Source organism: Pedobacter panaciterrae, from assembly GCF_013204795.1.
GTDB classification, from domain to species: domain Bacteria; phylum Bacteroidota; class Bacteroidia; order Sphingobacteriales; family Sphingobacteriaceae; genus Pedobacter; species Pedobacter panaciterrae.
In genome coordinates this window covers 1,504,763-1,527,436 of record NZ_JABMKW010000020.1, presented here as the reverse complement: position 1 = coordinate 1,527,436, position 22,674 = coordinate 1,504,763, and the positions used below count along the sequence as shown (strand labels likewise).

The 22,674-nt window shown below is 39.2% G+C and carries 21 protein-coding genes; 15 read left to right on the top strand and 6 right to left on the bottom strand.

Annotation, left to right across the window (positions count from 1 at the left end):
- The first annotated feature begins 7 nt into the window (after nt 1–7).
- Entirely contained in the window at nt 8–1,441 is a 1,434-nt protein-coding gene (locus tag HQN86_RS25575) for an arabinose isomerase (RefSeq protein ID WP_172663673.1), read from the top strand.
- On the opposite strand, the gene xth is transcribed toward HQN86_RS25575, so the two are convergent.
- Nucleotides 1,434–2,216 carry an exodeoxyribonuclease III gene (xth, locus tag HQN86_RS25570; RefSeq protein ID WP_172663672.1) on the bottom strand — a complete coding sequence of 261 codons (783 nt, stop codon included), beginning with the start codon at nt 2,214–2,216 and terminating at the stop codon, nt 1,434–1,436. The genes HQN86_RS25575 and xth overlap by 8 nt on opposite strands.
- A 138-nt stretch (nt 2,217–2,354) precedes the next feature.
- A complete protein-coding gene (locus tag HQN86_RS25565) occupies nt 2,355–3,356 on the bottom strand; it encodes a pentapeptide repeat-containing protein (RefSeq protein WP_172663671.1) in 1,002 nt (333 codons plus the stop codon).
- Nucleotides 3,357–3,531: 175 nt separating this feature from the next.
- Between HQN86_RS25565 and HQN86_RS25560 the strand changes: the two genes are divergently transcribed.
- Together HQN86_RS25560 and HQN86_RS25555 are read left to right on the top strand one after the other, a co-directional pair.
- Nucleotides 3,532–4,428, top strand: a complete 897-nt coding sequence (locus HQN86_RS25560) for a cyclase family protein (protein ID WP_172663670.1) — start codon at nt 3,532–3,534, stop codon at nt 4,426–4,428.
- A 98-nt stretch (nt 4,429–4,526) separates the two neighbouring features.
- Nucleotides 4,527–6,890: a tetratricopeptide repeat protein gene (locus HQN86_RS25555; protein WP_172663669.1), complete on the top strand. Its 2,364-nt coding sequence runs from the start codon at nt 4,527–4,529 to the stop codon at nt 6,888–6,890.
- Between the two features lie 3 nt (nt 6,891–6,893).
- Here HQN86_RS25555 and HQN86_RS25550 read toward each other — a convergent pair whose 3' ends face one another.
- Genes HQN86_RS25550 through HQN86_RS25535 form a run of 4 tightly spaced genes read right to left on the bottom strand, consistent with a single transcriptional unit; the run spans nt 6,894 to nt 9,476 of the window.
- Nucleotides 6,894–7,547 carry a response regulator transcription factor gene (locus HQN86_RS25550; protein WP_172663668.1) on the bottom strand — a complete coding sequence of 218 codons (654 nt, stop codon included), beginning with the start codon at nt 7,545–7,547 and terminating at the stop codon, nt 6,894–6,896.
- Nucleotides 7,548–7,550: 3 nt separating this feature from the next.
- Nucleotides 7,551–8,348, bottom strand: a complete 798-nt coding sequence (locus HQN86_RS25545; RefSeq protein WP_172663667.1) for a sensor histidine kinase — start codon at nt 8,346–8,348, stop codon at nt 7,551–7,553.
- On the bottom strand, nt 8,324–8,986 hold the full coding sequence (locus HQN86_RS25540; RefSeq protein ID WP_172663666.1) for a hypothetical protein: 663 nt from the start codon (nt 8,984–8,986) through the stop codon (nt 8,324–8,326). Before HQN86_RS25540 ends, HQN86_RS25545 begins: the two co-directional genes overlap by 25 nt.
- Nucleotides 8,987–9,002: 16 nt before the next feature.
- Entirely contained in the window at nt 9,003–9,476 is a 474-nt protein-coding gene (locus HQN86_RS25535) for a hypothetical protein (protein WP_172663665.1), read from the bottom strand.
- 265 nt (nt 9,477–9,741) lie between these two features.
- On the opposite strand from HQN86_RS25535, the gene HQN86_RS25530 reads away from it, so the two are divergent.
- The 12 genes from HQN86_RS25530 to HQN86_RS25475 all read left to right on the top strand — a co-directional run bounded on the left by HQN86_RS25530 (nt 9,742) and on the right by HQN86_RS25475 (nt 22,657).
- The gene (locus HQN86_RS25530) at nt 9,742–10,875 is read left to right on the top strand and encodes a hypothetical protein (protein WP_172663664.1); all 1,134 of its coding nucleotides are present in this window, start codon (nt 9,742–9,744) and stop codon (nt 10,873–10,875) included.
- A 130-nt stretch (nt 10,876–11,005) separates the two neighbouring features.
- Nucleotides 11,006–13,321, top strand: coding sequence for a hypothetical protein (locus HQN86_RS25525; protein ID WP_172663663.1), 2,316 nt, complete (start codon nt 11,006–11,008; stop codon nt 13,319–13,321).
- 10 nt (nt 13,322–13,331) lie between these two features.
- On the top strand, nt 13,332–13,622 hold the full coding sequence (locus tag HQN86_RS27210) for a DUF1360 domain-containing protein (RefSeq protein ID WP_172663662.1): 291 nt from the start codon (nt 13,332–13,334) through the stop codon (nt 13,620–13,622).
- A gap of 11 nt (nt 13,623–13,633) precedes the next feature.
- Complete coding sequence (locus HQN86_RS25515) at nt 13,634–13,903, top strand: hypothetical protein (protein ID WP_172663661.1); 270 nt, start codon at nt 13,634–13,636, stop codon at nt 13,901–13,903.
- A gap of 171 nt (nt 13,904–14,074) precedes the next feature.
- Complete coding sequence (locus tag HQN86_RS25510) at nt 14,075–15,022, top strand: SPFH domain-containing protein (protein ID WP_172663660.1); 948 nt, start codon at nt 14,075–14,077, stop codon at nt 15,020–15,022.
- Between the two features lie 2 nt (nt 15,023–15,024).
- On the top strand, nt 15,025–15,273 hold the full coding sequence (locus HQN86_RS25505; RefSeq protein ID WP_172663659.1) for a hypothetical protein: 249 nt from the start codon (nt 15,025–15,027) through the stop codon (nt 15,271–15,273).
- Nucleotides 15,273–16,019, top strand: a complete 747-nt coding sequence (locus HQN86_RS25500) for a hypothetical protein (protein ID WP_172663658.1) — start codon at nt 15,273–15,275, stop codon at nt 16,017–16,019. Before HQN86_RS25505 ends, HQN86_RS25500 begins: the two co-directional genes overlap by 1 nt.
- An 8-nt stretch (nt 16,020–16,027) precedes the next feature.
- Nucleotides 16,028–16,594 carry a DUF6620 family protein gene (locus HQN86_RS25495; RefSeq protein WP_172663657.1) on the top strand — a complete coding sequence of 189 codons (567 nt, stop codon included), beginning with the start codon at nt 16,028–16,030 and terminating at the stop codon, nt 16,592–16,594.
- Nucleotides 16,595–16,740: 146 nt separating this feature from the next.
- Complete coding sequence (locus HQN86_RS25490) at nt 16,741–17,346, top strand: hypothetical protein (RefSeq protein WP_172663656.1); 606 nt, start codon at nt 16,741–16,743, stop codon at nt 17,344–17,346.
- Nucleotides 17,347–17,362: 16 nt separating this feature from the next.
- Nucleotides 17,363–18,124, top strand: coding sequence for a leucine-rich repeat domain-containing protein (locus HQN86_RS25485; protein WP_172663655.1), 762 nt, complete (start codon nt 17,363–17,365; stop codon nt 18,122–18,124).
- 233 nt (nt 18,125–18,357) lie between these two features.
- A complete protein-coding gene (locus HQN86_RS25480) occupies nt 18,358–19,359 on the top strand; it encodes a LacI family DNA-binding transcriptional regulator (RefSeq protein ID WP_172663654.1) in 1,002 nt (333 codons plus the stop codon).
- A gap of 112 nt (nt 19,360–19,471) precedes the next feature.
- Nucleotides 19,472–22,657 carry a SusC/RagA family TonB-linked outer membrane protein gene (locus HQN86_RS25475; RefSeq protein ID WP_172663653.1) on the top strand — a complete coding sequence of 1,062 codons (3,186 nt, stop codon included), beginning with the start codon at nt 19,472–19,474 and terminating at the stop codon, nt 22,655–22,657.
- Nucleotides 22,658–22,674 lie beyond the last annotated feature (17 nt).

Here is a 22,674-nt window from a genome sequence, read left to right as displayed (position 1 = left end):
TATTATAATGTATAAACAATCTAAGGTCAGGATAGGATTATTTGGTATAGGTCTGCAAGCATATTGGGATCAATTTACGGGACTTAAACAACGGCTAACTGAATACATTGAGGTGGTTGCAAAAAGCATGGAAACTTTTGATGCCGAAATTGTTAACCTTGGCCTGATAGACACACCGGAAAAAGCTTTTGATGCTGGCTTAAAATTTAAGCAAGAGGATGTTGATCTGATATTTCTATATGCAACTACCTACGCACTGTCATCAACTGTGCTGCCAGTAGTAAGAAAGGCGGGTGTGCCGGTAATTGTTCTTAATCTAGCCCCACAGGCTAGTATTGATTATGAAAGCTTTAACAGCATGGAAAGCAGGACTGCTATGACAGGGGAGTGGCTGGCTTATTGTTCTTCGTGCTCAGTGCCCGAAATTGCAAATGTATTCCGTCGTAGTAATATCCCCTTTTTTCAGGTTACGGGGCTGCTTTATGATGATGCACATGTTTGGACGCAAATACAAGAATGGATACAGGCAGCGCAAGTAGCCAGAACTATGCAGTACAACCGGCTTGGTGTGATGGGTAATTATTACGGAGGGATGCTCGACATCTATACCGATCTTACCCTTCAGTGTGCAACATTTGGCGGGCACATAGAAATTCTGGAAGTTGATGAATTGTCGGCTTTAAGAACCAGCGTAACCGACACAGAAATCGAAGAAAAACTAACTGAAATTAAAACTGAATTTGATGTTCAGGACGATTGTTTAGCAGAAGAACTGCATCGGGCAGCTAAAACTGCTGTGGCGTTGGATAAACTGGTTGATAAGTATGATCTGGGCTCATTTGCTTATTACCACAAAGGCACTGGTAACGCCGAAAATGAAAATACGGTTACCTCTGTGATACTGGGCAATTCACTGCTTACTGGTAAACACGTTCCGGTAGCCGGCGAATATGAAATTAAAAATGTGCAGGCCATGAAGATCATGGACAGTTTTGGTGCGGGGGGGTCTTTTACTGAGTATTACGCAATGGATTTTAACGATGATGTAGTGATGATGGGGCATGATGGGCCCTGCCATCCTAAAATAGCAGAAGGGAAAATAAAAGTTAAACCGCTAAAAGTTTATCACGGTAAGGTGGGGCATGGCTTATCGGTAGAAATGTCTGTTAGCCATGGCCCGGTTACACTATTATCAGTAGTAGAAACCGGCAAGGGCACACTGAAATTACTGGTTGCCGAAGCAGAATCAGTTGCAGGTCCGATTCTGGAGATCGGAAATACCAATAGCAGGTATAAATTTTCTTCGGGTGCGAGGCACTTTGTAGAGGCCTGGAATCAGGAAGGCCCTGCCCACCATTGCGCGATAGGAAAGGGACACATTGCCTCAAAAATTAAAAAGCTCGGTGACATACTAAATTTGGATGTGGTACACATTAAGTAAGATGATTTTCTAATTGAATCCATACGGGAGCATGATCACTTGTTTTTTCCCATCCACGAACATGACGGTCGACCGCTGCAGCTTTGAGTCGACTGGTTAAGTGAGGGCTTAAAAGGAAGTGATCTATCCGTAAACCTGCATCACGGCTGTAGGCGTTGCGGAAATAATCCCAAAACGTATAAATCTTCTCATTTGGATGTAATGTCCTTAATGCATCGGTCCATCCTTGTTCAACCAGGGTTTTAAAGGCATCGCGAACTTCGGGTCTGAACAACGCATCATCAACCCAACGTTCTGGCTTATACACATCAAGTTCTGTGGGCATCACATTATAATCTCCTAAAAGTATTGTAGGTATATCAAAATCCAGAAGGGCTTTGGCATGGAGTTTTAAGCGCTCAAACCAAGCCAGTTTATAATCGAATTTTAGTCCCGGAGCAGGGTTTCCATTTGGTAAATAAAGACAGCCAATAACTATCCCAGCTATAAAGGCCTCAATGTACCTGCTGTTTAAATCCTCTGGGTCGCCTGCAAGCCCTCGTCTGGTTTCTTTAATTTCCAGATTCCGTGCAAGGATTGCAACCCCGTTCCAGCTTTTCTGGCCATGCCATATGGCATTGTAGCCGGCGTCTGTTATGGCTTGTTCGGGGAACTTTTCCTGTGGCGCTTTTAACTCCTGCAGGCATACTATATCTGGTTGCGCTTCTTCGAGCCAGCGAAGTAGTACGGGTAACCGACCATTAATACCATTTACGTTGTAAGTAGCAATTTTCATATCAAGTTTATTTAAGCTTAACCATTAACTAAATGCAAAAGTTTAAAATATTAATTTTTTTGGATTGCCAGCATTGCTTTAGTTCTCCTGAGGCAAAGCTGAAGGACAGGTAGTTTATCGTCGAGATGACGATCCCTTTTATGATGATAACACAGTAATACCGGATAAATCTGCTTTTCCGGGTTTCAGGAATTCGTAGGTTATTCGATCTGCTTTACAGTCTGTAAACTGAATCCGGTTCCGTTTAAATGTATTGTTTTTAAAGAAAGTGTTGGTAAGTGTCGCGTTCTGGAACTTTACCCAGTCAAAAACACAGTTTTCAAAATAACAATCCTCCAGTGTGCCATCAAAAACAATATCAGCTATATGTGTATCAATAAAAGAGGTACGATTCCACACTGTATCTGAAACTTTATTATTCTCGAAGCCTCCCGATTTGAAACTCACGCCCGTAAAATCAGCACCCGAGAAATCGCAGCCCTCTAAATGACTTTTTAAAAATTCAGCTTCTTTAAAAGCACACCCTTTAAATAAATTGTTACTTAAGTGGGAGCTCTGGATTTGGCTGCTGCTGATATCGGAACCTGAGAAATCACAGTATCTGATATAGCTTTTCAAAATTTTAGCCTCCTTCAGAAAACTATTCTTAAATAGGTTGTTGTCTAAATTGGAGGCCCGAATTTGACTATTGCTGATGTCGGAGTCTGAAAAATCACAGCTGTCAAGATTGTTGCTTTTCAGAAGAAGTTCTGATAAATCCGAACCGATAAATTTGCAACGCTGCATGTTAGATGAACTGAATTTTTCATGTAGATTTTTCAACCCTGAAAAGTCAGCATCAACCCAATTTCCTTGCGACATATCCCAGCTAAGTTTTCTCTCTTGCTTTTCGGATGGCGTTCCAGCCTGTCGCACTTCAATAGCTCCAGACTGAAAGTTTTCTGAAAAATAGTTAAGGTCAACACCAAGAATTTCAGCCAGACGATTAAAAGTAGTGATGTCTGGCATTGATTCTCCGCGCTCCCACTTTCCCACTGCCTGGGGGCTGATGAACAGAAGTTGAGCTAACTGGACTTGAGAAGTATTTATTTTCTTTCGTGCTTCGGCGATTTTATTACCGATCATTTTTGTGCTTAACATAGGTACTATCTTTTTATTATTTTTTGGACACTACAAAGGTATTTGGATGCATTTCCCGAATCAACAAAATACATAAACTTATAGTTGTATTTATGCTACTTCTAGTTGTTATTGACAACTATAAGTAGTAAAAATCTAAATTTGCTATACAGGAACAAACAAAAATTAAAAGATAATGGACAAAAGAGTAAAATTTGATTTTGAAATATACTTTACCAACGGAGGAAGCATAAAAGGTGAAGATTTTAGATTAGACATAGCTGGTGATCACATTTCTGATAAAGAACTTGCTGATTATATTGTTGCCGATCTAAGACTGCTGATGGTTGGGCAAACCAAAATTCTGAATAAAGAAATTTTTAACGAAGTACACAAGCGCAAACCCGTTAATGAAAAGGCAGAATCAGATTTATTCATTGATTTGAGTCATACTATTGAAGATGGGCTTGTAACTTACAAAGGATTGCCAGCGCCCATTATTTGTGACTATTTGAGCCGGGAAAACTCAAAAGCGCTTTATGCAGAGGGAACCACGTTTCAAATTGGGAAAATTGAAATGGTAAGCAACACGGGTACTTATATAGATTGCCCTTTTCATAGATTTGAAGATGGGAAAGACCTCTCGGAAGTTGGGTTAGAATGTTTTACAGACCTCGATGCAATTGTAATACGAGTGCCCTTTTCTGACACGCTGGAAATAACTGAAGAACACTTAAAAAATTACGAAATCAGAAACAGAGCAGTTCTGATTCATACCGGTTGGGATAGCCGTTGGAATACGGAAAAATATTACGAGCATCATCCTTATTTAACAGAAGGGGCTGCCAAATATTTAAAAGATTGCAGTGTTAAATTAGTGGGTATAGATTCTCATAACATAGATAACACTAAAGGAAAAACAAGACCTGTTCATACTACACTTTTAGGCGCCGAAATATTAATTGTGGAACATCTTTGCAATTTGTACCTGTTACCTGCCGAAGGTTTTACTTTTAGTGCAATTCCTCCGAAATTCAAAGGCGTTGGAACCTTTCCAGTAAGGGCAATGGCTAAACTGGCCAAACCTGATTAGTGGTTATATTTACTGTCTGAGCATTTTATTTTAATCAAAATTTTGTTTTTATCTTTTTACTTATTTCTTTGTACTTCCGATACCTATAATGCACATCAATGAATAAATTCTCAGACGAACTCAACCACATCATAGCACTATACAACACACTTGATTTTTCAAAAGAAGACGATTTATTATCAGATATTGAAAACAAAAATACGTGCGAAAATATTTTGGCAATAGTTCAAACCATACTAAGCAAAGAGCCAAGTCATTTTGAAGCATTATTATGGCGAATAAGAATAAATAACAGCCCTGTTTTTAGCAATACATCTGCCATACAAGAAGACTGTAACCTTATACTAAATACGAGTAGTGATATAACTAGCAGACTTCAGGCGTATGATTGGTTAATTTATATTTACCTGGAAAAACTATCATTAAATGATATTGCTATTGAAACGTTAGAAGATAAACTAATTGATGTTGGTGGCATAAAAGACAATCGTGCTTTACAAGACCAGGCTTTTGGCGATACTTATCATAAATTGGCTTATCTCCATCAAGAAAAAGGAGATGAGACCGAAGCGATTGATTATTACCTGAAATCGTTTAAACATGCGCCAAAAATGGTATCCAGAAATTATGAGGGTGGATTACTTTTACTGGAACTGGAAAGGTTTGATGAGGCAGAACAGTTATTGTCTAAACATTTTGATTTTGCAGAGCCTCTGGAGTGTGTAGGCTATACAGAAAAGATAGAGGAGTTGTTTAACAGGGGTAAATTAAATAAGCATTGGAATTTATTTAATTTATTTTACCCTACTGCATATGAGATGCCAACAGAATTTGGGTACAAAAACCGTCAGGAATTTGTGGCGAAGTATCTGCCCGTTATTATTAATGAAACCGAAAAAAATCCAACAAATGCCATAGCCTGGAGGATGTTGAGCAACAACTATTACTTTAATGATAAGAATGCAAAAAAAGGCTTCGATAATCTGACCAAATATTATGAGATAGTTAAGGAGGTAAAAGATTTAGCCATCGAAAGATATTATGATACAGCCGAAGATTTAAATATCGATTTACGAAGTATCGATTTTCCAATTTATCCCGATGGTGCAATTTGCTATAACATACTAACTACCTATCTGGAAAAAGGCAACGAGGCACAGGATAAAAATGATCATTTTTCGGCCCAGATGTATTATGAAACGGCAAAAAAATATGGTCTGGCCGGCTACCAAGCATTTAACAATTACTTTAATAGTGATAAGGGTTTGTCTATTAACAATGAGCCACACACTTTTGCAATGCTTTGCAATAATCTGGGTATTGTAATTAAACAAGTATCCTGGTATCAGCATAAAAGCTACCTTAACGACGAGTGTAAATTTGCTTCAGACATACATTGGCAGGGTTACCAGGTTTCGCCATTCTGGGAAAACTTAGATAATGGAATGGAAATTTCATGGAGAAATGAAAATGACCTGAACCTTGAAAAATTCTGTCTGGAAGTGCTTTCTAATTTCGATTATTACAAAAATATTCTGGAAGCAGAAAAATGGTATCAAGTGATGTTCTACCTCATAACTGCTTACCGACAATCGGAAAAATACGAAGAAGCAAAACAAATTTACGAGCAAACCATCCGAAAATTTGAAGAAAGCGGAGATGAGCATAAAACTATTGTAAGTATTGTTTTGGATACGGCTATTGTGTATTTCAACTTTTTAATGGCTAAAGGTTTGCATAATCAAAGTCTTAGCTATGTAAGTGATTTATTTAGCAATCCGGCTTATCAAAAAATGCAAAGCGAAAAAGCGGAGAGTTTTAAATATTATTTTATGGCGCATGCCTATCTGGGTTTAAACGACAAAAACGAAGCTCAAAAGTATTTTAAACTGATTACGGAGAAATTTGCAAATACTCAATTAGCCTATATACGCGACGTAGTGAACGATGCTAAGAGTAATTTGAATATTATAAACGCGGGGCAGAACTTTGATGAGGTAGTTGTTGCGCTCTATAAAACTCAACCTAAAAGAATTTTTGACTATCCTTTAAAGGCAAAAGAAGAAAATGTCAAATATTTAAAGCAGATGTTGAATTTGGTTACCAATAATAAAATGCCTTCTTCATCTGCTTGGGTAGAGAAAGACATGTATATTGGTTTTGAGCTTAGAAAAAAGCGAACTGAAATTGAAGAGATATACGATTCGTTTTTTTATATCCATTTGAAATCTGAGGATTTAGGGATAAGGTACGAGCTCGTAGAGTGGCAGGATATAGAAAGTGGGTTTTTAGGTTTATCAAAAAAAATAGTACAGCGCAATGCCTTTTATGTAGGGTTCTATACAGCGTACGAATCAAATGCATCTGATACACGAACAGAATTTGAAATGGCATCAGAACACTTGCAACAAAAGGCACAATATTTATGGAAAGAATGGGTAAATAAAATGCATTATCTATAGGTTTTATATTGTTATTATTCCATTCTTTACAGCATAAATAACCAAACCTGCAATGTTTTTAGAACCTATTTTCTCGAACAATCTGGTGCGATAACCCTCAACTGTACGCACACTTAGAAACAATTTATCGGCAATCTCGGAATTACTGCATTCCTCGCAAATGAGTTTAAGTACTTCGATCTCACGTTCGTTTAGCTTGGCCTCTTTTTGATGCAAACGATGCATGAAATTTATGCCCAACAGCTCTTTTGCCATGGTTATCGACAGGTTGTCGTTAAAATAAAAGCCCTTTGCATGTACGGTTACAATAGCATCCAATATTTCTTCGGGTTCGGCATTTTTTAAAAGATAGCCCGAAGCGCCCAGGCGCATGGCGTCTAAAATATACTTATCCTCGTTGTGCATAGAAAGAACTAATATTTTAATTTCCGGAAAATGCTGGTGAATATAAGCTGTTGCCTGCATGCCATCCATTTCAGGCATTTTAATATCCATTAGAATTACGTCGGGTTTATTCTTGGTAATTTGATCAATTAGATCTTTGCCGTTTATTGCTTCTATAATTAAATTTAGTTCAGTATAATCTTCTAAAGTGAATTTTAGACCTTCACGGAAAATTTTATGATCATCAGCGATTGCTAAATTTATTAAGGCCATAGGTCAATTATCAAGTTTATTAATGTTTAAAGTAATAGTGGTTTGTGTACCTTTTCCAATTACTGAATGAGTTCTAATGTCGGCTTTTATTAATTGGGCCCGGCTTTGCAAATTTTTTAAGCCAAAGCCATGTACAATGGTGTCTTTATTAAAGCCGATGCCATTATCCTTAAAGTCCAGGCGGATCAATCCTGCTTCTTTACTTAAAGAGATGTCGATTTCCGAAGCTTGTGCATGTTTTATGGCATTGCCAAACAACTCCTGCATCATGCGGTAAAGTGTAATTTCTATTTCGGGTTTAAAACGTTCTCCATTTAAATTTTGGCTATAGTTTACCTCTACGCCAGTATTTTGCTGCACATAATTAGACAAATCTTTCAGTCCATCGGTTAGTCCAAAGTCGATTAAAACTGTGGGTAAAACATTATGAATAATGTTGCGTATTTCCTGTATACATTCGTCGGTTAATTTACGGGTACTGGCCAGCAAGGTTGATGCATTTTCGGCATTGCCCGATAATTTGGCGATGCGATGCAAGTTTAATTTGATGGCCGATAACACCTGTCCAACGCTATCGTGTAAATCAACAGATAAGCGTTTACGCTCGCTTTCCTGCGTTTCAAAAACTGCCTGCAGGAAGCTGTTTTGTGCTTCGGCTTGCATTTTACGTTTTTCTTCCTGGTATTTTAGCATTTTGCGCTGGTAAAGAATTACAAACAAAAACAAAAATACCAGCAGTAAAACTACCACTAGTGTACCAATAATAAGTACTTCGGCTATATCGTTTTCTGTGGTTTGCAAAATAAGGCAATTGCGAATAAAAGGTTAGCTATTATATTAATTATGGAGTGAATGGTCCAGAAATTTGAAGATAAAGATCCTAAAGACCTCATGAGCATAAATAGAAAAATATTGATGCTGCAATAAGATAAAACGCCGGCACTTATCCAAAACATGGGTTGCTTTTCCAGGCGAACAATCTCGGCCTGATCAAGTAATTGCCAAAAATAGAGTAAGGATAATAAGATTAAGGTTACGCTTAAAATGGTATTTCCGATAGAAGGAAATTTTAATAATCCTTCTATAAAAAATGCGTTGATAAAAATTAGCACCCCGGTTATTACAGAAAGCGCTAGTGAGAGTTTTTTTAACGCCAATTTATTAAATGCATGGAAATATATTAACGCATAAAATAGAACACTTACCAATATAAATAAATGAATTAAGGGCGCGTTGTTGGCGCGCCCTCCGCTGGTAATTAAAGTTATATTGAAGTGCCTCACCAAAAGCAAACTCAGATCGAACAAGCCTGAAACTATAAAAAATACGCCGGCAATTTTTTGCACTTTATTTAAGTGCTTATAGTTAAGTATTGCCGCTGCTATGGGCAAAAGCGCTGACAAGCTTGATAAGTTTTGCAAAAGGAGCTGCGGTGACATCGTTAATTCTTTAACTTTATTTGGTTAGTGCATTTTCAGGACAACCCGCACCTCCTGGGCATGGCGACGCTTGTTCGGCTATAGTGGGAGCTGCTGCTTTAAAAGACATGGCCATCATTGGTTTTTCTGGATCTGATGGAGTTATAGTTGGCACTTGCTCAGGTATTTGATCTATACCATCTTTATCACTACCTACCAAAATCAGGTGCTTTACACCATATGCACCAACAATCCAACGTAAAAAATTGCTTATCGCAACAAAAATACGCTGAATCCAGTTTAGCCTCACTTCATTGGCATAGTAGATGCGGATACCTAAGCATTCGGGCTGTTCAAGGATCTGTTGTAAAATCTGATTCCCAAAAAAATGTGAAATCGTTTCATTTGGGTTCATGATACGATAATTCTTTGTCCAGGCGGCAGCAATCTTTATATCGATAGGATCGCCTTCGGTACCATCAATCGGGTGTTGTCTGTTTTGAGTTTCCATTTTATAAGATTCGTTTAGTATGGTTTACTAAAATTAAATATTATTAACTGTATTTCAAGTGTTTAGTAACGATTAAGGCCCTTTTTTTAATAATTGCGTAAAAGCCACATGGCGTATGCGTATTAACACGCATGCAAAAATCCGTGCAAGCTACCTTGTCCATTGCTGGTATTCATCAGAACTTTAGTCTATCAAAAAAACAAATCTAAAGGCGCTCTTAGGATCATTTAATTGCCAAATAGATTTTGACTAAAAAAATAAAAAAATGGAAAATAAACATGAATCCTCAGAAATTCCCTGCTGTCCGGAATTGTTAAAAGACAGCAATTGTGATGTATTGGTTTTTACACGCACATTAAATTATCCATTGTCTATAAAAGGGCAGGAGAGGCAAACGGCCTTAGTAGCCCAACTATTAATCAGCTTTAAATTAAGCCGATGCACTATAGGTAATGTGCTGGGTGATCCGGTTTATACAACCACCTTGTTGCCTGGCGAAAAAGTGCGCCTGGTTACAACCGATAGAAGAAGCAAATTTACTTACGATGCCAGTACTCAGCTAAGTTATCGTTCTGAACAGATATCCGAAGAACAATACTTTATGAAAGCATCGCAAAGCTATTTTTCTGATATGGAAAACAATCAATCGGGAAATCAAAACAGCGAAAATAAAGACCATTGGGATTTTAGTGGTGGCTCTAGCAGTAGCATAGATATTAATCCGTTTAGCCCTGGAGTAGATTCTAATAGCAACTCTACCAAAAACCACAACAGTTCGTCAACGCTCGATTATTTAAACAGTCAGAGCAGCAATATGCGAGCTTCGGCAACTCAGGCTGTAAATGCTACGCAGAAAGCGCACTCTATTTCGATTGGCGAGGTAGCCACTAAAGTGCATGCCGAAGGTCAATCAGAAGATCATTTCGAATCTTCTTCCAGGGAGTTTTCGAATCCTAACGGTTGCCATGCCATCTCGTACTTTTTCTATCGGATGAATAAAAAACAAGTGGTGAAATTTGAATTGGTAAGCATAGAGAAACTGATTAGTGTTTCTGGAATTACAAATTTCGCTTTTGTAAACCCGACCATAACACCTGCTATGCGCGAAGAGGCTTTAAAAGAACTAAACAAAGAGCTAATTGCGACAGGTATTTTAGATGATAAAGGTGAAGTATCAGCCGCTTACCGCAAGAAATTTGAGTTTTCAATGGAATTCTCATTGCCTACGGCCGGCGTTATTGTAAAGGGCTGTTTGGACGAATGTAATACCTGCGAGCCTGCTGCAAGAGAACGCATCCATTTACAAAATGAACTTTTAAGAAGGCAAATAGAACTACTTGAAAAATCACAAGAATATCGTTGTTGCCCTAATGATTGTGATACAGAGAAAGATATTTAAGACGTGCTCTCCAAACTACACTCAGCATGCTAAATAGGGTAACGGCTGTAAGTCTGGGTGTATCTATAATCAAATAGCGGAGTAAGCCGAAAATCCGATAAAAGAGTAGGCTATTAAAATAATCAAAACTATGTATATTTCCATGCAAGGCAATTGGACCGTACGTGTTACGGCCAAAAATGCAACCTTTAAACAGCAGTTTGTAGTACAAGGTGCTACAAGTGGAAACGGCACTTATCAGGGTACAGTCGGCGCAGCCGATGTAGTAGTAACCGGTGCCATGTGGACGCTTAACATCCAACATAATCCGGGTACTGGTTTTCAGAATTCTGATGCCCGAATTAAATTTCCAACCAAAGTGGGCGGGAATTACCAGTTTCAAATTCAGTCTAATGACGGCGGAGGTGATCAGGATTTTGATGATCTGGTGCTTACCTGTTTTACCCCAGCCGGTTATCAGGATTATTTAGCCTATGGCCATGTGAGTACCTACAGCGGCCTTTGTCTTTATAATCCATGTTATCGCAGTCACTTTGTTATCGATAATATTTTTGCTTTCGAAAAAGCGTTAAAAAATCCTGGAATACGCGAAGTGATAGAGAAATATTATCCTGAACGTATTCCATCGGTTATTGTAAATCCAAATCCACCAGATCCGGGTCCGTTTAAACCCCTTATGATTAATTTAACGGACGACAGACAAACCCCGAGTCGTGTAGCTGATTTATTTAGCATCGAAAACCAGGAAAGGGCGATTGATACAAGGGCCGCCAGTTTAAAAGGCACTGAAAATATTTCATTAGAAAGCACCCTGAAATATACCAAGACCATACAATTAGATACCAATGTAAGTAATACGCTAAGTTCGGCCCGACGTGACATTGTTGGTGTTTTTGATAATGCCCGTTTTGGATGTAGCGTTGCTGATGGTAAAAATATCAGCTTAAATTTTGAAGAATACGACCGTACCGCTGCCGAAAAAGCAGGAAACCCCTACACTGGTAGCGGAGAGCGTAGAAATTTAGGCTTTGCCATTACCGATATGAATGGTAACTACATTTTTCATTATAAACATACGCTTACAGATATATTTGACGAACTGTTTGATTATGCCAGTGGCGAAGATCTTGCAGCGCAAGTGATGCCAGATCTGATTGTAAGTATCCCCGGATCTACTGTTGGAGCACCTGTTTTGTACGAAAGTGCCTGCTACTTTAATGTAAGCCGAATTAAGCGTATTGATATTTGTATCCCTGCATCGGTTATACCTAAACCTTTTAATTGTTTTAACGGCAATATGATTGGTTCACTAGGCAATGTAATTATAGGTGGCAACCAAAATAGTACTGCCAGTTTTGCCTTTGCTGCTATGGATAGAAATTCTGCGGCCTTAGATAACCACTTACATGCCGATGGCCGCATTAGCAGCCACAATGTTTTGGCAGGTTTGAACATAGATTGTGCAGCCTGGGCGGGTACAGTAGATGTAAAAGGTTGTTTGTATAATACACAAAGGAAAGCTAATGATCCGATAATTGCCTTTTATACCATTAGATATAGCAAAAACATGTCGGAACCTTTCAGTTCCTGGAATTACGTAACGGAAGGTTATATGGGCTATTTATTTCAGGGCTTTGGGTTAGATTTATTGCCAAAATTAATAGGTTCATACGATACTATACCGCTAAAAGTTGATGGCGGACCGGCAATTAAAGTGCCTTATTACTTAAACGTAGAAGCTCAAATTGAAGCAGGTATACCCTGGATACCCTATGATAAAAACCGTTTAATCCAATTAAATACGGCAATTTATCAGAGTACTGCACCCGGAACGGTTTATTTCCGTATGGACGGTTATGATGCTGCAGGAAACCATATATCTGGCGCTACAGATATGATTGCCATGTATATTGATAATAATTCTCTTGGCTTTAGCCTGGACAATGTTTGGTTTGATGCCGATGGTGTAAACATTGTAAAAGCAGAATGTAATTTGTATCGCATTAAAGAGGCCTACTTAAACACCCCGCTAAACGTTACATTTAAAGCTTGTGAAACCCATCCCAATTCTGTATTTCAGGATCATTATGATCTATCTATCGGAAAATGCGGAACCTCTGCGGGTTTTGAAGTAAAACGATTAGGAAGTTCATTGCCCGAACCAAGTATTTTACATGGTGATAACCCTACTAACAACGAGGCTCATAATTGTCCGGGCTATCGCGGTACGGCAGATGCAAGCAAGTTTGGAGACTCAAATTCGCACCAAATTACTTTTGTTCCCTTACCTGTTCCAACAGGAAAATGGCTTGAACCTACTGAAAGTTATGCAACCGTTTCTATTGGTTTAACGGCGTCAAAAAGAACAACCAATGGTTATGGGGCAGGTGCAAATGCCGGCAACTACATTGTAAGTGCTGGGGTAGCCATAGAACGTTTACCATAAACACAAAGCAATGACAGCTTATTTGTTTCTAATTTCTGTCCTTTCCGTTTGGCGTGTTACCCATTTAATACAAGCCGAAGATGGCCCTTTTGATGTAATTTATAAACTAAGAAAACTTGCAGGTAAAAGCTTTTTTGGCTCATTAATGGACTGTTTCTTCTGTTTGTCTATTTGGGTAGCACTACCAATAGGAATTTATTTCGGTAACAATTGGATCGAGAGCATATTGTTGGTCCTGTCGTTTTCGGCAGCGGCAATATTTTTAGAACAAATAATTATGAAAAAATCTAATTACCCTTAAAAACTAAAACTATGAACTGCTGCGGACAAAAAAGACAAGGTCTACAATTTAATTCTGCCATTGATACTTCTGCTTATAAATCAGAAACAGAAAATAACCTCACTACAACAGATCAAAAACCTACTTATTTTCGATATAACGGCAATAGCGAATTGCAAGTGAGAGGGATTTTTCACATAACATATACATTTTCTGCTCAAAGACGTCAATTTCTGGTACACTCAGAAGATGTTTCTATAATGAGGGGTTATGCAGATTTAACAGAGGTAAGGGAACCCTAACTTTCGCTTTTATGTATTACAGATTTCTATGGGGCGTAGACGGTATGTAGATGCTTTTAGTGATTTGTGTAGGTGTTTTGTAGACAGCTAAACCTTGGAAATCAATTCCAATGTTCAGAATTTTGTACTTATCAAATTCTATTCATTCTTCTATTATTAGCTAATCCGAGTATGCAATTACCGTTTATTGAGATCATAGAATCTGTAACCCCCGATCCGAACATGTTGATGTGGAAGTTTGCAGATGGGGACAAAGAAATAAAGAATGGTGCAATATTAACCGTTCGGGAAAGCCAGTCTGCATTATTTCTGAATGAAGGCCAGCTGGCAGATGTATTTTCCGCTGGAAAATATAAACTGGAAACAGAAAACATTCCGGTGCTGACACGTTTGAAAGGTTGGAAATACGGTTTCCAAAGTCCTTTCAAGGCTGATGTTTATTTTTTTAATACGCACCAGTTCATCAACCTCAAATGGGGAACACCAGCGCCAGTGCTAATGAGAGATAAACAATTTGGACAAGTGCGTGTCCGTGCTTTCGGCTCGTTCAATCTCCGTATAAAAGAAGTAGGAAAATTCTTTAAAGAATACGCAGGTACCTATCCTCGGCTAACCATTGCCGAACTGGAATGGGGAATTCGGGACTTCATTGCAGCAAAATTTGCGGAAGTGCTGGCACAGGCAGGCATTGCAGTGATAGATGTGGCGGGAAATCTCTCCGCTTTGAACGAAAAGGTGCAGCCGCTTATTCAGCCTTATTTTAGCCAACTCGGACTGGAGGTAACCAACTTTCTGATCGCCAGTGCTACGCTGCCAGAGGAGGTGCTAAAACATTATGATACTGTTACCGGCATGAATATGGTAGATGATATGAACAAATTCTCTCAATTCAACACGGCTAATGCTATCGGAAAAGACCATACTGCTTTGAACGACGCAGCTAAACAGGCAGCTGCACTTTCAATGATTTTGAATCACCAGCAGCAGCCTGCTAGCCAGCCCCAGCCTACGGATGATATCACTACCCGCTTGAAGAAGCTGAAGCTGCTTTTTGATGAAAAACTGATTGATGAAGCAGAATATGCTACTAAGAAAGAAGAGCTGCTAAAACTCCTGTAGATATGGCAGAGGAAGAAAAGAAAAAGACGCTGACCTACGTGGAAAAGCTGAAGCAACAAGCCCTTTCCCAAACGAATTATGGAGGAGAGATACCGGACAAAGCAGCGCGGATGGAAATACGTGATTGCCCTAATTGCAGTGCCGGCAGGGCCTACCGCGATGGTTTGACGAATTGTGCGTATTGTGGGTTCCGCTTCATGGATAGTAAATTGACAGACGGTATTCATATAAAGAAAGACAATAATTCATAATGGAAGAACTGTTAAGGCAAACACAAGAACGATGGTTTGTTTTTCTGGAAAAGCTGGAAGTAAGGATGGGAGAGATGTGTAACGCTGCCATTCCGGAGCTGAAAGCGATTTTCAAAGAGGATCAGGACCCGTATAAAAGAGCACACGGCCGCATGCTGGCAGGGTTGCTGGGCCAGTTACGCCGGATGCAGGACCAAGCAAATGAAGTAAAAGAGGATAAGATTCTTGGTCTGATATATTCATCAGGGGTGTTTACATCGAACGATTTCAGAGAGGCCTGTTTCAACCGCCATTATGCTTTTGAAAAGCGATGTCACGATTATACTTCATTGTTACGCGAAGCTGCCGGTCAACAGGATCTGGAGGCATTTTACCAGGAGCAACTAGCTTCATTTGCGTTAATAAAAGACCAGTTCACCTGTAAGCAATGCGGAGGAAAAATAGCGATCTCCAAAATGTTCTTCATCGCAACGTATGTGACTTGCTTGTATTGCCAGACACAGAATACCTTTATGCCGTCCAGCGGTGCGCAGATGGTTTTGCATAATGCACGCAGCCTTGCCGAACAGCGTACTGCACATTTGTTAAAAATCTATGAGGAACGGCAGCCTAAAGATCCTGCATTATACCAGCAATATCTTCGTGCAATGTTTGACCAATGGAACCAAATTACCCCAGATATGGAAGAAGAAAATGAAAAGTTCTATCTCCGCCTGCTAAAAGATAATAGCATTAATCATTTATAAATATTATTATGTCGAACAATCCATTATTAGAACCCATTCATGGGATTAGCCTCGAAGATTACAGTGCCGCATGCGCCAAACTGGGAAGCGGTTTGAGCGAAGAAGCAATCGCAAAAGTGCTCGGGGTAGAATTACCGGTATGGCAGGAAGCCAACCTGCTCTGGCCAGAAAGAATGAAGCAGGATCAGACTTATGAGATCATGACGCTGTTTGGCCAGTATTTTGCTCAAGCAGGGCAACATCCGAAGTTTAGCAACGCAGTAAACGGCGGTGCTGAAGATGCAGGATATACAGCACAAATAAAAGCAGATAAAGATTTCTACCAGGAACTGGAAGTAGCCCGAAATGTGGCATATGAGTATGGACTGGACGGTGCCCAGTGGATTGCTGATAAATACGGTATTACTCTTGGAGATTTCCAGATAGCTGCTTCCAAATGGAACACGCAGATCCATGCTGAGATCCAGGCAGATTTTCAGGAATATACCCAGAAACAGGATGCTTATAATGCAAAGTACAGACAAATGTTTGCATCAGCCCAGGGTGGAAATGTAGCGGATGACATAACATTCTAAAGTAATGTTCTCGTAGTAGAATTCTTATCTTGCAACTAGCTGAAAACAGCTAGTTGCAAATGACTTTTTACAGCTATTGCAGTAAACATTTTCTGACCGTAATTTCGACTGCCTGGATACATCCGATGGTTTTCAACAACCAAGTCATGAATAAAAGAATACTAAAAGTACTATCGGTAAAATTACTGCTCTTGTTGTTCAGCCATATGGCTTACGCACAGAAGGCGCCGGAATGGGTTCTTCCTGCTACTCCTTTTAATGAAGCTGAAACTGCAAGGTTGATGGAAAAGGGAACAGCTACCATACAGGGAACTGCTACATTGAAGAAAAAAGGCAAGGATAATTTTGGTGTTAAAGGAAGTCAGATCCTGTTGTTTCCGGTAACGCCATATTTTATGGAGTTTCTGGAGCTGAAGAAAAAATTTAATAGCCGCAAAAAGCAGGCTACCATGAGTAGTGTTGCATTTACTTACCGGGTGGAGGGTAGATTTGTCGATGACAAGGGGACCTTTCGGTTTACTGACCTGAAACCGGGAAAATATTACATTATCAGCTGGATTGCCTTTGCGAGACAAAAAACAGTTGCTGTTCAAACCGGTACCAGTACCTCATATAATGTTTATGGATATGTTTTAGGCTCATCACCAATTTATGAGGACTACCAGTATGATGTCTTTATTGAAAACGAAATCAGTGGGTTTGTGGACGTAAAGGATGCAGGTGCAGTAATGAATGTGGTTGTTCATAATTAAATCAGGAGGAAAACCGATGAAAAAAGAACATTTATTTTTATGCATAATGCTTTTGTGGGGCATGGTATCATTCAGTGCTATTGCTCAAACTATAAAAATACCCGATCCGAATTTTAAAAAGCAACTTGTTATTCTTGGGGTAGATCTTAATGGAGATGGAGAAATTCAGCTGTCTGAAGCACAAAAAGTAACAAAGCTAAATGTAGATCAGGCTGGTATAAGTTCATTGATAGGTATTAAAAGTTTCGCAAATTTAAAAGAGCTTAGCTTTTGGAATAATCAGGTAAAAGTGTTGGATCTTGAAGGTATGAAAAATCTGGAAGAGATCTTTGGTTATAACAATCAGATCCAGAACATGAACCTGAGAGGATTAACCAACCTAAGGACTTTATATGTTCATCAGAACAAAATCAGTACACTAGACTTAACCGGACTGCTGAAGCTTGAAGAGATAAAAATGCACGACAATGCACTGTATAAAGTCGATATTCCTAACCTTCCAAAGCTGGTGCACATCGAGTTTCAGAAAAATACATTAAATGAGTTTAAAGTGTCTGGATGTGCTGCTGTGAAATTAATCAGACTGAGCGAGAATCAGTTATCGAAACTAGACTTTAGTCAGTTTAAAGAACTTGAGGAGTTGTCTTTGAGAGATAATCCCTTAGTTTCTCTTTATGTTTCCGGCCTGAGAAAGCTTAAGTTGTTAGACTGTTCTTACACTTATTTAACAAATGTTAATATGAGTGGAACAGTAAGTTTAAGCAAAATCGACTGGTAACAATCGGTTGAGCATTTTAACAGTAATGCTAATTAATTTCTTTCTGAAATTGTAACCTGACAGCAGTACGCTTTTTTCATTATTAATTTGAGAGACACTGTTACAGATAGTTACGGTAAAAACCGGGTGTTAAATTTTATGCTATTTTATTTGCATTTTAAGAATATCTAATTATATTTGATATTATATGAATACGTATTCATAAATTTATACATTTACATAGACAGATTGAATTGAGTAAAAAGCATAGTACATCACAAGACGTAGCCGAATTGGCGGGAGTTTCACAAGCGACAGTATCAAGGGTTTTTGCGGGCGGAGCAATTGTTTCGGAGAAAAAGAAAAAGAAGATACTGGAAGCTGCTGAAGCGCTGGGCTATCAACCTAATGCCCATGCGAGAAGTCTGATTACCAAAAGGACCCGCATGATAGGGGTGGTGATGCGTAATATCCGAAATCCTTTTTATTCCGCAGTGCTTGAAATATTTCATAACCGCTTGTCGGCCTTAGGATATCATCTCATATTTATCAATTCAACAAATGAAGAGATCCAGGAAAAAGAGATCAGCCAACTGCTTGAATATAATGTTGAAGGTGTAATTATAACAGATGCGTTGCTGTCATCATCGGCTGCCTTAAAATTTAAGCGAAGTGAAATAGCTGTTGTTTTGTTTAACCGTTATACGGAGCAAGCTGGAAGTAGTTCTGTATTTTGCGACAATTACTTGGCTACTAAGCAGATAGCTGCCTATTTGGTAGAGTTGGGACATAAGTCTTTTGCTTTTATATCTGGTCCTTCTGATACCTCTACGACTTTAGATAGGCTTAAAGGTTTTGAGGAAGTATTGAAGGAAAGAAACATTGATGAGTTTATGATTGAGTCTGGTAATTACACCTATGAGAGTGGCTTCAAATCTGCACAGGAACTAATGACAAAGAATAAACACATCGATTGTGTCTTTTGTGGCAATGATATTATTGCCCTGGGGGCAATGGATGCCATTAGGGTAATAGGGTTGAGGATACCGGAAGATGTTTCGGTATTTGGATTTGATAACATCAGGATGGGCGCCTGGCCTTCATATTCGTTGACGACCTGGGAGCAGCCTGTAGAAGAGATGATAGACGGCACAATAGAGATTTTGTTAAACGAGATAAAAGACAATACCGCTAAACCTAAAACATTGATGTTTAAAGGACATATGGTGGTTAGAAATTCAGTTAAAAAGAAATAGCCTGGCTATTTTTTTGATATATTATGAATACGTATTCAAAAAATAAATACACAAATAGACCGATGAAAAAAACCTAAATAAATATCAACTTTTCAACCAAACCCACTAAACCATGCAACTTTTTACCAAACCAAAATTACCGCCATGCAGCGCTTGCTGTGTGCTTGTAAAATCAACAGATGACCTTGTTGTATTGCGACAGGGATTCACATTGTTGTTGTTTCTATTTATTATTTCATTTTCACTGATCGCTAAAGCCAGTGGCCCCAGATTGCCATTACCTGAAGACTCTTTTGTGCTTAAAGGGATAGTTGTTGATGAAAATGAAGAGACTTTGCCCGGAGCCACAGTTCGTGTTAAAGGGACGGCCAGCGGTGTAGTCACAGATATAAATGGAAAATTCCTGCTCGAGATAGGGAGTGAACAAGACTCTATAATTGTGAGCTTTGTTGGATACAAGAGCAAGACCCTGCGGGTGGGCAGTAACAGAACGATTACTGTTAAATTGGAACCGGATGAGAGCCGACAAAAATTGGATGAGGTGCAAGTTGTGGGATATGGATCCCAAAAGAAAGTCAATCTGGTTGGTTCCATATCTACCGTTTCAGTTAAGGATATCCAGAAGTTTGCCACTCCATCTTTAACCAATGCAATTGGTGGCAAGTTGGCCGGAGTGATGACCCGTCAGTCGTCTGGACAGCCCGGATATGATGCCGCCAGTATATTTATTCGTGGTCAGATCTCGCAGAGTGGATCGAACAAACCGCTTGTGGTTATAGATGGTATAGAACGGGATCTGCAGGATTACTGGACCACATTGAACGTTCAGGAGATAGAGAGTTTTTCAGTTTTAAAGGATGCGTCTGCCACTGCTGTTTATGGTAGCAGGGGAGCAAACGGTGTCATTCTGATCAATACTAAAAAGGGAACTGTAAGTAAACCAAGAGTGAACTTTAGATCAGAATCCGCAATTGTAACTCCTTTGCGGGTGGAGGACAATATAAATAGTTTTGACTACGCCACATTAATAAATGAAAATAGGATACGAACAGGGCAGGCACTTGCTTATTCTGATGTGCAGCTGCAAAAATTTAAGGACGGCTCTGATCCTTACCTTTACCCTAATGTAGACTGGTATGATGTAATATTTAGAAAGCACACCAGCCAAACCATTAATAATTTGGGTGTTTCCGGTGGAAGTGAAGCAGTTAAATACTATGTTAATTTAGGATATACCTCTCAGCAGGGAAGTTATAATGAAGAGGCAGGAAATGTTTATAAAACAAATGCGGCACTGAACAGATATAGCTTCAGATCCAATGTTGATATTAAAGTTGCAAAGAATATTGATATGAGTTTGGGTCTGTCGGCAATTATTTCAGGTACAAATTATCCTGCATATGACGCCGACGGCGTCCTGTTTTATCTGAAGCTCACCAATCCAATGATCATGCCTTTTAAAAATCCTGACGGCTCTAATTCCGGGGCAACGGGTGATTTGATCATCAATCCATGGACAAGGATTACCAAATCAGGATACACCCGGCAGAGTTACAATACAACAATTAGCAATCTTGGACTTAAGTGGGACTTATCATCAATAACTCCCGGTCTCTCTGTAAGGGGATTGGCTTCATTCGATGTAGTTGATATTACGCAGAATGTGCGGACCCAAAGCCCTGATGCATTTCGCTACGAGATTATAAATGGTCTTGAAAAATATACCCGTACCAGTACCGAAAGTGCTTTGGCACTTAGTAACCGATACGAAACCTATAGGACAATGTATGGGGAAGTTTCTTTAAACTATGACCGCACGTTTGGAAAACACAGCATCTCCGGATTGCTGTTAGGAAATAAGAAGGATGCACAAAACGTCGCTACTTCAAATTCCATCGACAATTTACCTGAACGACGGTTAGGGCTTATCAGTCGGGTAACTTATAATTATGATACCCGCTATTTAATTGAACTCAATGCCGGTTATACCGGTTCGGAAAACTTTAAGAAAGGAAAGCAATTTGGCTTGTTCCCGTCTGTAGGAGCAGGATGGATTGTCTCTAACGAGAAGTTCTGGAATAAAGATGTAATCAACAGTCTTAAAATAAGGGGTAGTTATGGAAAGGTCGGAAATGATCGAATTGGAAACCCGCTGCAGCGCTTTATTTTTCTATCTACATTTAACAAAGGGGCAACAGGATACGAATTTGGTAATGGGCAGACTTACAACCCTGGTGGTCTCAGTGAGCTGCGTATAGGGAATGAGGATGTGACCTGGGAAAATGCTTATAAAACAAATGCAGGATTTGACCTGGAGCTATTTAATGGGAAATTCACCTTAACTGCCGATGTATTTCATGAACGAAGAGAAGATCAGTTATTGTTAAGGGCAACAATACCTACTTACACTGGTTATCCGGGTGGTACGGTTCCTTATGCAAATTTAGGGGTTTCCACAAATAAAGGAGTGGAAGGTAATTTACAGTTAAGAAATACGACTAAGGGAGGGTTCTACTATTCTTTTTTAGCTAATTTCTCTTTTGCGAAAAGTAAGATAATTGAAAATGACCAGCCTCAGCAGTTGTATCCGTGGCAAGAGCTAAGAGGACATTCAATAGGTGCTAATTTGGGTTATGTTGCGCTTGGATTGTTTAAAGACGCGGCAGATGTTGCAAACAGCCCAAGTCAGGCAAATTTGGCCGGAGGTGTTACCAATTATGGACCCGGTGATATTAAATATAAAGATTTAAACAACGACGGAATAATAGATATTGCCGACAGAACTGTTATTGGTGAATTTAGCGGATCGTTTCCTCAGATCATGTACGGTTTTGGCAGCACGCTGGGCTACAAAGGCTTTGATATCAGTATCTTTTTTACCGGAGCCGCCAACAGGGATTTCTTTTACGGTCAGGGATATACTACCTGGGCATTTCAAGGTGCAGAAGGGCTGTATAATGTACAGCAAAACTATTTTGATCAGCGCTGGATTCCGGGAGGTGATAATACAAATGCAAAATATCCCGGTATCAGAGCAAATAGTACAAACAACTATATCGGTTCTACTTTATGGAAAGAGAGTGGTAACTACCTGCGGATCAAAAATGCAGAAATTGGTTATACACTATCAAGCAAGTTTACAAAGAAAATCTCCCTAAGTAACGCTCGAATATTTATAAACGGAACCAATCTGGCTACCTGGGATAACCTGAAAGTTATTGATCCTGAATCTGATTTTGGTTCTGGCAGACATCCCATAAATAAGACCTACAATTTCGGCTTAGAGGTTACTTTTTAATTTTTATTAAACTAAAG

Coding starts and splice junctions, on each gene's coding strand:
- HQN86_RS25525 (WP_172663663.1), top strand. CDS start 11,006: ATGTATATTTCCATGCAAGGCAATTGGACCGTACGTGTTACGGCCAAA.
- HQN86_RS25510 (WP_172663660.1), top strand. CDS start 14,075: ATGCAATTACCGTTTATTGAGATCATAGAATCTGTAACCCCCGATCCG.
- HQN86_RS25575 (WP_172663673.1), top strand. CDS start 8: ATGTATAAACAATCTAAGGTCAGGATAGGATTATTTGGTATAGGTCTG.
- HQN86_RS25505 (WP_172663659.1), top strand. CDS start 15,025: ATGGCAGAGGAAGAAAAGAAAAAGACGCTGACCTACGTGGAAAAGCTG.
- HQN86_RS25535 (WP_172663665.1), bottom strand. CDS start 9,476: ATGGAAACTCAAAACAGACAACACCCGATTGATGGTACCGAAGGCGAT.
- HQN86_RS25555 (WP_172663669.1), top strand. CDS start 4,527: ATGAATAAATTCTCAGACGAACTCAACCACATCATAGCACTATACAAC.
- HQN86_RS25540 (WP_172663666.1), bottom strand. CDS start 8,986: ATGTCACCGCAGCTCCTTTTGCAAAACTTATCAAGCTTGTCAGCGCTT.
- HQN86_RS25530 (WP_172663664.1), top strand. CDS start 9,742: ATGGAAAATAAACATGAATCCTCAGAAATTCCCTGCTGTCCGGAATTG.
- HQN86_RS25500 (WP_172663658.1), top strand. CDS start 15,273: ATGGAAGAACTGTTAAGGCAAACACAAGAACGATGGTTTGTTTTTCTG.
- HQN86_RS25490 (WP_172663656.1), top strand. CDS start 16,741: ATGAATAAAAGAATACTAAAAGTACTATCGGTAAAATTACTGCTCTTG.
- HQN86_RS25515 (WP_172663661.1), top strand. CDS start 13,634: ATGAACTGCTGCGGACAAAAAAGACAAGGTCTACAATTTAATTCTGCC.
- HQN86_RS25485 (WP_172663655.1), top strand. CDS start 17,363: ATGAAAAAAGAACATTTATTTTTATGCATAATGCTTTTGTGGGGCATG.
- xth (WP_172663672.1), bottom strand. CDS start 2,216: ATGAAAATTGCTACTTACAACGTAAATGGTATTAATGGTCGGTTACCC.
- HQN86_RS25550 (WP_172663668.1), bottom strand. CDS start 7,547: ATGGCCTTAATAAATTTAGCAATCGCTGATGATCATAAAATTTTCCGT.
- HQN86_RS25560 (WP_172663670.1), top strand. CDS start 3,532: ATGGACAAAAGAGTAAAATTTGATTTTGAAATATACTTTACCAACGGA.
- HQN86_RS27210 (WP_172663662.1), top strand. CDS start 13,332: ATGACAGCTTATTTGTTTCTAATTTCTGTCCTTTCCGTTTGGCGTGTT.
- HQN86_RS25565 (WP_172663671.1), bottom strand. CDS start 3,356: ATGTTAAGCACAAAAATGATCGGTAATAAAATCGCCGAAGCACGAAAG.
- HQN86_RS25495 (WP_172663657.1), top strand. CDS start 16,028: ATGTCGAACAATCCATTATTAGAACCCATTCATGGGATTAGCCTCGAA.
- HQN86_RS25475 (WP_172663653.1), top strand. CDS start 19,472: ATGCAACTTTTTACCAAACCAAAATTACCGCCATGCAGCGCTTGCTGT.